Origin of the sequence: Citrobacter sp. Cb004 (assembly GCF_030337065.1) — a bacterium.
GTDB classification, from domain to species: domain Bacteria; phylum Pseudomonadota; class Gammaproteobacteria; order Enterobacterales; family Enterobacteriaceae; genus Citrobacter; species Citrobacter braakii.
Genome location: NZ_JAOWCH010000062.1, coordinates 22782 through 34302, shown reverse-complemented (window position 1 = coordinate 34302; position 11521 = coordinate 22782). Strand labels below are relative to the sequence as shown.

Here is an 11521-nt window from a genome sequence, read left to right as displayed (position 1 = left end):
GGTGATGCTGCCAACTTACTGATTTAGTGTATGATGGTGTTTTTGAGGTGCTCCAGTGGCTTCTGTTTCTATCAGCTGTCCCTCCTGTTCAGCTACTGACGGGGTGGTGCGTAACGGCAAAAGCACTGCCGGACATCAGCGCTATCTCTGCTCTCACTGCCGTAAAACATGGCAACTGCAGTTCACTTACACCGCTTCTCAACCCGGTACGCACCAGAAAATCATTGATATGGCCATGAATGGCGTTGGATGCCGGGCAACCGCCCGCATTATGGGCGTTGGCCTCAACACGATTTTCCGCCATTTAAAAAACTCAGGCCGCAGTCGGTAACCTCGCGCATACAGCCGGGCAGTGACGTCATCGTCTGCGCGGAAATGGACGAACAGTGGGGATACGTCGGGGCTAAATCGCGCCAGCGCTGGCTGTTTTACGCGTATGACAGGCTCCGGAAGACGGTTGTTGCGCACGTATTCGGTGAACGCACTATGGCGACGCTGGGGCGTCTTATGAGCCTGCTGTCACCCTTTGACGTGGTGATATGGATGACGGATGGCTGGCCGCTGTATGAATCCCGCCTGAAGGGAAAGCTGCACGTAATCAGCAAGCGATATACGCAGCGAATTGAGCGGCATAACCTGAATCTGAGGCAGCACCTGGCACGGCTGGGACGGAAGTCGCTGTCGTTCTCAAAATCGGTGGAGCTGCATGACAAAGTCATCGGGCATTATCTGAACATAAAACACTATCAATAAGTTGGAGTCATTACCCGCCATCCCTTTCGGATCGACCAGTTCATGGAACGGCATATTCAGCGACAGGCGCAACCGGCTTTTCTGCGGTACGACATCCACAAAATTGGTCTCCGCCTTGAAGGCGATATACAGCTTCAGCACTTCCTGTGTGATACTCGCATCCAGCTTTAAAATCTCTGGTGCCAGTTGGTCAAATAGCATCCGGCTATGTGAGCCGACCTCCAGTTGATGGAAATCCGTCAGACTGTAGTTCATCGCTTTTTCAGGCTGCTGACGATAGCCATCAAGAACATCTTCATCCAACTCAGGAGCACTCCAGACCTGAACGGCACGCTTCGCCAGCCGCTCAGCCCGAGCATCCATCGCCGCTTCATCCCACTTCTCGCACTGCCCTAATCCGGTATTTAAATGCAAAGGGCTTTCTTTAAAGCCGCCATCAATATCGCGTTTTTCCACAAAGGCTTTATCGCTGTAACGGGAGTTATAGCCGGTTAACGTCAGGTTCCCCAGCGTATGCAGTCGCTCTTTATGTACCCGCTGCCAGTCGCTACCCAGCTCTTCACGCCATTTTGCCGACAGATTTTCATTCTGCGGCATAATATGTTCAATCGTATATTCATCCACCGCCACGCGCTCTTTGCGCCCGTAATTTTCCAGGCGGCGTAGCCAGTAACTACGGCTACGGAAGTTATACAGATCGCGCTCTTTTAACTTGTGGCTAAATTCATCGTTGTCCGGGAAACGTCGATAGCTCGGCAGTTCCAGTAAATGCGCCTGAATACTTTCCAGATAGTTTTCTTTATCCAGTACTCTATAAAACGTGGCGAATGTTTTGTTCAGCGAGTTGGTTGGAATAGCGCACACCGCGCGGCGGAAAACATACGACTCAACCAGGCGTATCGCACTCAGAAAATCATCGTGTGATAAATTGCCCTCCCGGTAATCGTGGTACAGCACCAGCAGGAACGGATAGGCAACATCAACCTTTAACTCCCGTAAATCCTGAAACGCTATAGCAAGTTGCTTATCGCTCTCTTTCCCCAGCGCCATCGCACAGAAATATTCCGCATAGCGCTGAATATCCGCTACCAGCGCATCCACACCCTCTTCGGCGATAGCCTGGCTACGCGCATGTAACTTAAATGCTTCATAAACTTCATCGGTCCTAGGAATATCCCCCGTTTTGACCGTCAGATAATGACGCATAAAGCTGTCAAAATATTCGCTATAGCCTTTCTGACCAAAAGCAATTTCCATCGGTCGCCAGTGGTCGTCATACAGCCGCGTCTGATGTTCCGGCTCCAGCCCCATCAGGATATAATTACGCACTAAATCGGCCTGGCTGAGCGCTTTGCCCGTTGAGTTCATACTTTCAAAAATTAGCTGCGGGTTATCCTGCCCGCGATTCAGTGCGACATCGACAATCAATAGCTTTGATAGCCCACGACACAGCGAAATCAAGTCATCGCCTAATTTGCTGATTTGTTCATCGAAGAAGTTAAAATTGGCCTCAATCCGCTGCGAACCGTTTTCAGGCAGCGGTTTTTGTTTAATCAGCGCCAGCAGGCTATCTTTATCCGTCTCCGTCAGCAACAGCTTGTATCCCCGCTCTCCGGACTCGTAGGGGTTGAGCAAATAGTAATTGCGTAACTTCATGGCGGAGAAGCCATCAATCAACTCTTCATCGCCAAGATGACGGGATAACGCCTCAAGGAGTAACATCGCCGTCGTCAGGCGCTGTTGACCATCAATAACCAGTAACGGAGAAATCCCCGAAACCTGATACAGTCCCTGCTCTATATAAACAACGGAGCCAATAAAGTGGGCCGAAATATCGTCACGTTGTCCGGCACGGAGAATATCGTCCCAAAGCTGACGACATTGTTGCTCAGACCATGAATAGGTTCGTTGATAGATGGGAATAACAAATTGCTGTGAGCGTTTGAGAAAATCGAGTAATCGGGCTTCTGTAGCTTTCATCCTGATAATAATCCTTCCATGAAGCAAAAGTGCTTCAATAATACTCCCTTCGTTGGCAGAACCAGGAGCAATTTCTCCCAGTCCTTCCTCTTCCATCGCCCCACCACAAACGAGGTCGCCACAAAGCCGTTCAGGAAACACCATCCGCGGCTATTCGATCTGATCGCGTCGCAGCCCCACGTCCCGCAGCCGCTCATTACTCATCTGTTGCAATACGCGCCGCGTTTGCGCCCGTAACCGCCACGCCTTATATGCCCGCCAGATCAGAACAAACCCAATAAATGGCTGCTTTGCTTTATTCTCATGAAATTCCATACCTTGCCTCCCCGCCTTGTCTGAAGCTTTATCTTCACGGATTTGGCCCTAAGCAATACAGACTCACAAAGTACTTTTATTTAACATACAGATTGGTTAAAAAGAGTTCTGCATCGCTTTTTTCACGCCAATCTGTACTGGTTTTTTAATCTGTATGATACCCATGAGGGATACAGCATGACGCGTTATCAACATCTGGCCAATCTGCTGGCCGAACGCATTGAGCAGGGGTTGTATCGCCATGGCGAAAAACTGCCTTCAGTACGTAACCTGAGTCAGGAACACGGGGTCAGTATCAGCACCGTCCAGCAGGCGTATCAGATGCTGGAACAGCGACAGCTGATCACCCCGCAGCCGCGTTCCGGTTATTTTGTCGTGCCGCAAAAAGCGCTGCCGCCCGTACCGCCGATGTCACGCCCGGTGCAGCGTCCGGTCGAGATAACGCAGTGGGATCTGGTGCTGGATATGCTAAAAGGGCATAGCGATAAATCTGTGATCCCCTTCAGCAGCGGCGCGCCAGATGTCAGTCAACCGAGCCTGAAACCGCTCTGGCGCGAACTCAGCCGCGTAGTGCAGCATAACCTGAAGGCGGTGCTGGGGTACGACAAGCTTCCCGGCAGCCAGGATCTGCGCCAGCAGATCGCCCGTCTGATGCTGGACAGCGGTTCAGTCCTCAACGCCGATGATATTGTGATAACCAACGGGAGCCAGAGCGGAATGTCGCTGGCGCTGCTGGCGGTTTGTCAGCCAGGGGACATTGTCGCCGTTGAATCCCCCACCTACTACGGCACAATGCAGCTACTGCGCGGCCTCGGGATCAAGGTGATTGAGATCCCAACCGATCCGGATACCGGGATCAGCATTGAAGCGCTGGAGCTGGCGCTGGATCAGTGGCCGATCAAAGGCGTGCTGCTGGTTCCCAACTGCAACAACCCTCTCGGGTTCATTATGCCGGATGCGCGTAAGCGGGCGGTGCTCGCCCTCGCCCAGCGTCACGACATCGTCATTTTTGAAGATGATGTGTATGGCGAACTGGCCACAGAGTATCCGCGCCCGCGTACGATCCACTCCTGGGACAGTGACGGCCGGGTAATACTCTGCAGTTCGTTTACCAAATCCGTAGCCCCAGGACTGCGCGTGGGTTGGGTGGTTCCCGGTCGCTATTACAACAAACTGCTACACATGAAGTACGCCGTCATTGGTACTAACGTTCCCGCTACGCAGCTGGCAGCAGCCTCCTTTGTGCGCGAAGGTCATTACCATCGGCATATCCGGCGTATGCGCCAGATTTATCAGCGTAATATGGAGATCTACACCTGCTGGGTACGGGAATATTTTCCCTGCGGGATCTGCGTCACACGACCAAAAGGCGGCTTTATGCTGTGGGTCGAGCTGCCGCTCCAGGTCGATATGGTCTGCGTCGCTAAGCAGCTCTGTCGCCTGAAAATCCAGGTCGCACCGGGATCGCTGTTCTCCGCATCCGGAAAGTATCGCAACTGCGTACGCATCAACTGCGCGTTGCCGCCAAACGAGAAGCATCAGGAAGTGATGCAAAAGCTCGGCGAGGCGGTAAAGATGGCGATAGAGTAAACCGGACCGCCCGGTGATTCCGGGCAGGCGATTATGCGATTTAACTCATATCTAATGACTTAAACCCTGAATATCTTCTGCGGAAAGCCGGGTAATTTTTTGTACCGTGCAGATATCAATACCGTCTGCCAGCATAGTGTGGGCAATACGGAGCGCCTCATCACGTCGTCCTTCTATAAGCCCTTCTTGTCGTCCTTCCTGTAACCCTTCCAGCCTGCCTTTTTGTAGCCCTGCCTCATGCAATCTGTCGGCGATCGTCATCAAATGCTCCTTATACTGCGGTGAACGTTCGGCAACCTCACGAATAAACTCACTGAATCGAGGCGCATCGCCAGTTCGTAAAATATAATTAAACAGCGTCTTTATCTGGCTGTCATTAGTCAGTCCGGTAAGTAGCAGGGAAACAATTTGCTCGACCAGCCCCATAAGGTCGCGCTGACGAATATGTTTTTGGATTAACTCCAGCAGCGCCATACGTCGATGCTGCACAATTTCGTCATCCGGGATAACTGTAATATCCACCAGTGGAAACGCCACAGCATACAGCTGACGAGCCAGCTTCGGGTTCGCAAACTCGTCCAGCCAGCATAGGGAATAAGGATATGGGCTTTTCGCACCGTGATAGAACAACATCGGCACCACCAGCGGTAATTGCTGATGCCCGGCATCTAAATGCTTCTGCATGGCCGCTACCGCGTAACGCATCAACCTGAATGCCATATGCGCATCCGGTGTGCTTTGGTGTTCAATCACCACATAGACATAGCCATCACCTTCCGTCGTTTTCACGGACCACAGCACATCGGAATAGTGCGCGCGTAAATCCTCTTCAATGAAGCTATCCGGCTTGAGTTTCAGCGTCTGAAAATCGCAAAGTTCGCGCAGCGAAGCGGGAAGATGTATTTGTAGAAAATCCCGAGCTGTCTCAGGGTGGCGCAAAAACGTTTTAAAGACCGCATCATGCGGGGTGGAAGTCGGTGCTTTGTTCATGGCGATCCATCACCTGGAAATAAGATGCCGTGACTGTAGCGCTGGTAAACCACACTCTCACCTGTAACGTTCTCTCTTTGCGAGGCGATTTCCGGGATAAAAACGCCCCTTTGTAACGTCTGCATTTGTCTGGAACGCATCACGCAGAATCACGACCTCAATGCACATTCCCGCTTTTTCACCGCAGGGCCTGTGCTATAACAAATCATCACTTTCATGGAGGACACGATGTGACGCATACCCGAGATATTCCACAATCGTTCTGGCGTGATGAGCAACTGCCGTGGCTGGAGCTTCGCAGCACCTGGCAAAGTCAGCAGGCCTATAAGCGCCATCACCACTCTCAGCTCTCGATTGGGGCAATTCTCGAGGGAGGAACCTGCTGCCTGTGCGATGACAAGGAATACCATCTGGAGGTGGGCGATCTCATTGTGATCCCACCACTGGCACCTCACAGCTGTAATCCCGTCAACGGGCAATTTCGCAGCTATCACATGCTTTATCTTGATGCCCGGTGGTGCCTTGCCCATCTGCCAGCGCTGAACAGCAATCAACGGCTTTGCACGCGCACTCCTGTTATCCGCGATCCGCAATTATTCCAGTGCTACATGCACCTTGTGGCGCTCATGCCGCAACGGCAAACGACGCAGATAACTGATGCCGCACAAGCATTGCTGCGCTCGCTGCCATTGCAGTCGGTAACACCGGAAAACCTAAGCGTCACCAGCCAGTATCTGCGCGAGCGGTTGCAGTCCAGTCTGCTCTCCCCACCCTCGCTGGATGAGCTGGCAGATGAGTGTCACATGCGTAAAGAAACGCTGATTCGGACCTTTAAGCAGGACACCGGGCTGACGCCGGGAAATTATCTGAACATCGTGAGGATTGACTATGCCCGTCAGCGGCTACGGGCCGGGGACGAGATTGTCGATGTCGGCTACCAGAGCGGGTTTGCCGACCAGAGCCATTTCCATCGCACCTTTGTTCGCTACACAGCAGCCACACCGCGCCAGTACGCACTGGGACGATCAATATCAGACAATAATTAGCGTTGCGTCAGGCGTACGCTGATCTCTGTTTCATTTTCTGAGGTCGCTATGTCGCTGCTTGCTGAACTTTTTCCGTCTGCTTTTCCCGCGCTGGCGCTGGCGCATTTTGTTGCACTACTCAGCCCAGGGCCGGACTTCTTTTTACTGGTCGGTTACGCCGTACGTTACCGGATGCGCGGCAGCGCTGGGCTGTGCGTGGGGATCGCCATCGGCAACGGGCTGTATATCCTGCTGGCGATTATTGGTTGGGGGATCCTGCGCCAGCTTCCCCTGCTGTTTACGGTTATTGAGCTGCTGGGCGCGCTCTATTTATTATGGATTGGCAGCCTACTGATACGCAGCCGCCCGCAAACCCTGACCGGAGCAGACGCCCAGTCTACCTGTCCAGGATTTGGCAAACAGCTGCTGCTGGGATTAGGTTCGTCGCTGCTTAACCCAAAAAATGCGCTGTTCTATCTGGCGCTAATGACCGCCCTGCTCGGCCCGTCGGTGACGCTGCTGCAACAAACCATGAGCGGGATCTGGATGACCAGCGTGGTGTTGTTCTGGGATCTGCTGATCGTGATGTTCATCGGCTTACCGCAGATCCAGCGACGGTTAACCAGAGGGATCGTGTGGATTGAGCGTATCGCCGGCGGCGTGCTGATCGTCTTCGGCAGTGCGATCGCGCTGCGTTTTCTGCAGAGCGTCACTTTCTGATAAGCGTGACGATTTTCTGCAAATAAAGCGGATAAACTCGTTTAATTAATATCCAATCCGCATTACACTTTGGGTGGCTATTATCCATTCAACCAATTCTTCCCGAGGTGCGATGTGCTGATTGTTACCTGTAATCGTTACGTTTTCTGACCCGAGTCTGAAAACGTTTCTCCTGTTTGCGCCTCGCGCAGGCAGCGTTTTTGATTACATGAAATTCAGTACATTTGCAGTCTGCTTTTTTCTGTCATCGGTCTGACGTCTCAAAGACGGTATTGAATTTCGCTATTCCCGTTGAGGGTTTTCTCCCGAAAAGGAGCTGTTTTATGCAACGGATTCTCGCGTTTTTCTCCCAACGCACCACGACGCTATTTTTTCCTGTCGCGTTGATTTTATATGACTTCGCCGCCTATCTGTCGACGGACCTGATCCAGCCAGGCATCATCAATGTGGTGCGTGATTTCAACGCCGACGTCAGCCTGGCCCCCGCTGCGGTGAGCCTCTATCTGGCTGGCGGCATGGCGCTGCAATGGCTGCTGGGACCGCTCTCCGACCGGATTGGCCGTCGACCGGTGCTGATTGCGGGGGCGTTAATCTTTACGCTCGCCTGCGCTGCCACGCTATTGACCACCTCAATGACGCAATTTCTGGTCGCCCGATTTGTACAGGGCACCAGCATCTGCTTTATCGCTACCGTTGGCTATGTCACGGTGCAGGAGGCGTTTGGGCAAACGAAGGCCATTAAGTTAATGGCGATAATCACCTCCATTGTGCTGGTTGCGCCAGTTATCGGCCCGCTCTCCGGCGCAGCGCTGATGCACTTTGTACACTGGAAAGTCCTGTTTGCCATTATCGCCACCATGGGGCTTATCGCCCTGATTGGGCTAGCGTTAGCAATGCCGGAAACCGTTAAGCGCGGCGCGGTGCCGTTCAGTGCACGCGGCGTACTGTGTGATTTCCGCGACGTTTTCCGCAACCGGGTATTCCTGTTTGGCGCAGCCACGCTGTCGCTAAGCTATATCCCGATGATGAGCTGGGTGGCGGTCTCGCCGGTGATCCTGATCGACGCTGGCGGTATGAGCACATCAGAGTTTGCCTGGGCGCAGGCACCGGTGTTTGGCGCGGTGATCGTCGCCAATATGGTGGTTGTTCGTTTTGTGAAGGATCCAACCCAGCCACGCTTTATCTGGCGGGCGGCACCCATTCAACTGAGCGGACTGGCGGTGCTGATTGCCGGCAATTTGCTGTGGCCGCACGTCTGGTTGTGGTCGGTGCTGGGAACCAGCCTGTATGCGTTTGGCATTGGTATGATCTTTCCGACGCTGTTCCGCTTTACGCTGTTTTCCAACAACTTACCGAAGGGTACGGTCTCGGCGTCGCTGAATATGGTCATCCTGACGGTAATGGCGGTTTCTGTCGAAATCGGACGTTGGCTGTGGTTTAACGGCGGCAGGATTTCGTTTCATCTGTTGGCGGTTGCGGCGGGTATTGCTGTCGTCTTTACCCTGGCAGGCTTACTGAAACGGGTTCGCCAGCATGAAACAACAACGTTAGCCACTGAAAACTAACCTGCCGGATGGCACTGACGCTTATCCGGCCTATGTCGTAGTGATAGGCCGGATAAGGCGCCTGCGCCGCATCCGGCAACCATCACATTATCTTAAGCAATGCGCGCAAACCCTGCTTCCAGATCGGCAATCAGGTCGCCAATATCCTCAAGGCCAATATGCACCCTGACCAGGGTGCCGCTGAAATCCACCTCTCCGGCTGGGCGAATGCTGTTCAGCTCTTCTGGCTGATTCGCCAGAATAAGCGACTCAAATCCGCCCCACGAATAGGCCATATGGAACAGCGAGAAGTTATCGAGGAAATTCGCCATCTGCTCGTCGGTCAGTCTCTTTTTCAGCACAAACGAGAACAGGCCTGAGCTTCCGGCAAAGTCACGCTGAAAATACTCGTGTCCCGGACATTCCGGTAATGCCGGATGATTCACCCGCGCCACTTCCGGCCTTGCCGACAGCCAGCGGGCAATATGGATGCTGCTCTCCTGATGCTGCTTAAGACGTACCGCCAGGGTGCGCAATCCGCGGCTGCCGTTGTAGGCCGTATCGGCATCCAGAGTTTGTCCCATCAAATAGGAGTTCTCGCGCAGACGATCCCAACAACGCGCGTTGGACACCGCCGTGCCCAGCATGCCATCCGAATGACCGATGGTGTACTTCGTTCCCGCCTGAATGGAAATATCCACGCCATATTCCAGCGCTTTGAACAGTACGCCCGCCGCCCAGGTGTTGTCGATCATAATGACAATCTCCGGATTAACCGCGCGGATAGCTTTCACCATCCCCGGTACATCCTGGACTTCCATGGTGATCGAACTTGGCGATTCGAGGAATACAACTTTCGTTTCCGGACGCAGAAGATCAACGATACCAGCACCAATCAACGGATCGTAATACGTTGTTTCCACATTGAATTTACTCAGGATCTTATTGCAAAAATCCTGGGTTGGCTCGTAGGCCGCGCCCGTCATCAAAATATGATCGCCACCCTGGACAAACGCCAGAATCGCATTGGTCACCGCCGCAGCGCCGCACGGGTAAAGCGCGCAGCCAACGCCGCCTTCCAGTTCGCTCATTGCCTTCTGGAAGGCAAAGTGGGTGTAGGTTCCGCGACGACCGTAAAACAGCTCACCATTTGCGCGATTGGCGGTGGCGAATTTTTTGTCTTTCACGGTATCAAACACCAGCGAAGAGGCGCGCTGGATAACCGGATTCACCGCTCCCTGGGTGTAGCGTTTGTCGCGACCCGCAACAACCAATTGCGTCTCAAGCTTCATTGCGTCTTTCATAACATCTCCTGTTCTTAATCCGTGTGAAACCTATACCACCGCAGCAGTAGAGTTTATTTCAGTGTTGGTCTGCTTTTTTCCAGCGAACCGTTCAACAATCTGCGCCGCATTCAAATCATGGATAACGTTAATCAGTGTGGCAGGCGCATCGGTAATCGTGCCCAGCACTACCAACATCGGGATCGCTTCCATTGGCAGGCCCAGCGTAGTGACGATAAAGATTTCACCGAGGAATGCCCCGCCCGGTACGCCGCCGACGATAATGGCGGAGAGCACCGCAATCAGCATGGTCAGGAAGAAGGTCTCGGTGGTGAACTCCATGCCCAGCACGGAATAGATAAAGACAATTTTCAGCGCGGCAATCATCGCCACGCCACCTTTGTTCAGGTTAACCAGTAGCGGAATGGAGACATCAACGATTTCCGGGTTAATCCCCATCGCCTTACCGGCACGCAGCGTCACCGGGAGAGTCCCCAGCGAAGAGCAGGTCCCCAGCGCAGTCGCAGACGGTTCAATCGCATTACGCCAGAAAGCTTTGACCGCCGGAATACCGCCGCCAATATACGAATAGAGAATCGAGCCAAAAACAAAGTAGACCAGCGTGGCCACCATGAACAGGCCGATGGCGCGAGCAAAGGTTAACAGCAGTGCAGAGTCCTGACTGGCCATAGTGGCAGCGAAATAGCAGCCCAGGCCAATCGGTGCGACCTTCATAATGATCGAAACGATCTTCATGATCACGGTATTGGCATCTTCCAGCAGCGACGCAATGCGCTTACCGGCCTGATCCGATTGACCAATCGCCACACCAGCAATAATCGCCATCACAATCAGCGCCAGAATATTGGACTTAGAAAACAGTCCGATAAAGTCGCTGGTCGTGATCATGCTGACAAAATCCATCTTACCGCTGCCCGCCTGCACCGACTGCGAAAGATCGATAGTGACGCCCTGCGCCGGGTTATACCATAGCGCCAGCGCAACGATCCCGGCAGCCGGAATAAAGGCCATTGCGATCGAAACAATAAAGATAATCGCCATAATGCGCCCCAGCCTTTTCAGGTCGGTCATACTGGCGATCGAAGACATGACGCTGATCCCCACCAGCGGCACAATAATCATAAATAGCAGATTTAAGAATATCTGGCCGATTGGCTGGAGTTTACTTGCAAACGAGGGGGCATAAATACCTAATAAGCCGCCAATCACCAGAGCAACTAATAAAATAATCGACGATCTGTAGGGTTCGAGTCGTGACCACATAATCGGTACCTTTAGAATAATATTTAATGAGATTAAA

10 protein-coding genes are annotated in these 11521 nt (G+C 53.0%); 5 read left to right on the top strand and 5 right to left on the bottom strand.

The features are described 5' to 3' along the window. Positions 1-55 precede the first annotated feature (55 nt). A protein-coding gene (locus OGV65_RS14960; RefSeq protein WP_095033700.1) for an IS1-like element IS1B family transposase occupies positions 56-753 on the top strand; the annotation gives its coding sequence in 2 pieces (ribosomal slippage) (positions 56-305 and positions 305-753; 699 coding nt in all). Here OGV65_RS14960 and OGV65_RS14955 read toward each other — a convergent pair. Together OGV65_RS14955 and OGV65_RS14950 are read right to left on the bottom strand one after the other, a co-directional pair. After that, positions 688-2733, bottom strand: coding sequence for a GmrSD restriction endonuclease domain-containing protein (locus tag OGV65_RS14955; protein ID WP_353655116.1), 2046 nt, complete (start codon positions 2731-2733; stop codon positions 688-690). The genes OGV65_RS14960 and OGV65_RS14955 overlap by 66 nt on opposite strands. Before the next feature lie 150 nt (positions 2734-2883). Beyond that, on the bottom strand, positions 2884-3048 hold the full coding sequence (locus OGV65_RS14950; protein ID WP_064484482.1) for a DUF1127 domain-containing protein: 165 nt from the start codon (positions 3046-3048) through the stop codon (positions 2884-2886). A 177-nt stretch (positions 3049-3225) separates the two neighbouring features. Between OGV65_RS14950 and OGV65_RS14945 the strand changes: the two genes are divergently transcribed. After that, entirely contained in the window at positions 3226-4638 is a 1413-nt protein-coding gene (locus tag OGV65_RS14945) for an aminotransferase-like domain-containing protein (protein ID WP_200051815.1), read from the top strand. A gap of 51 nt (positions 4639-4689) precedes the next feature. Here OGV65_RS14945 and OGV65_RS14940 read toward each other — a convergent pair whose 3' ends face one another. Beyond that, complete coding sequence (locus OGV65_RS14940; RefSeq protein ID WP_172860611.1) at positions 4690-5628, bottom strand: Rpn family recombination-promoting nuclease/putative transposase; 939 nt, start codon at positions 5626-5628, stop codon at positions 4690-4692. Between the two features lie 230 nt (positions 5629-5858). On the opposite strand from OGV65_RS14940, the gene OGV65_RS14935 reads away from it, so the two are divergent. The 3 genes from OGV65_RS14935 (at position 5859) to mdtM (ending at position 8938) form a co-directional block, all read left to right on the top strand. Beyond that, positions 5859-6674: a helix-turn-helix transcriptional regulator gene (locus OGV65_RS14935; protein ID WP_235117071.1), complete on the top strand. Its 816-nt coding sequence runs from the start codon at positions 5859-5861 to the stop codon at positions 6672-6674. 48 nt (positions 6675-6722) lie between these two features. After that, positions 6723-7373, top strand: coding sequence for a LysE family translocator (locus OGV65_RS14930; RefSeq protein ID WP_046275092.1), 651 nt, complete (start codon positions 6723-6725; stop codon positions 7371-7373). 323 nt (positions 7374-7696) lie between these two features. Further along, entirely contained in the window at positions 7697-8938 is a 1242-nt protein-coding gene (gene mdtM / locus OGV65_RS14925) for a multidrug efflux MFS transporter MdtM (protein WP_046275093.1), read from the top strand. 92 nt (positions 8939-9030) lie between these two features. On the opposite strand, the gene metC is transcribed toward mdtM, so the two are convergent. Together metC and OGV65_RS14915 are read right to left on the bottom strand one after the other, a co-directional pair. Next, the gene (gene metC / locus OGV65_RS14920) at positions 9031-10221 is read right to left on the bottom strand and encodes a cystathionine beta-lyase (RefSeq protein WP_016155600.1); all 1191 of its coding nucleotides are present in this window, start codon (positions 10219-10221) and stop codon (positions 9031-9033) included. Positions 10222-10251: 30 nt separating this feature from the next. Then, positions 10252-11484, bottom strand: coding sequence for a dicarboxylate/amino acid:cation symporter (locus OGV65_RS14915; RefSeq protein ID WP_003019196.1), 1233 nt, complete (start codon positions 11482-11484; stop codon positions 10252-10254). Positions 11485-11521: the final 37 nt, after the last annotated feature.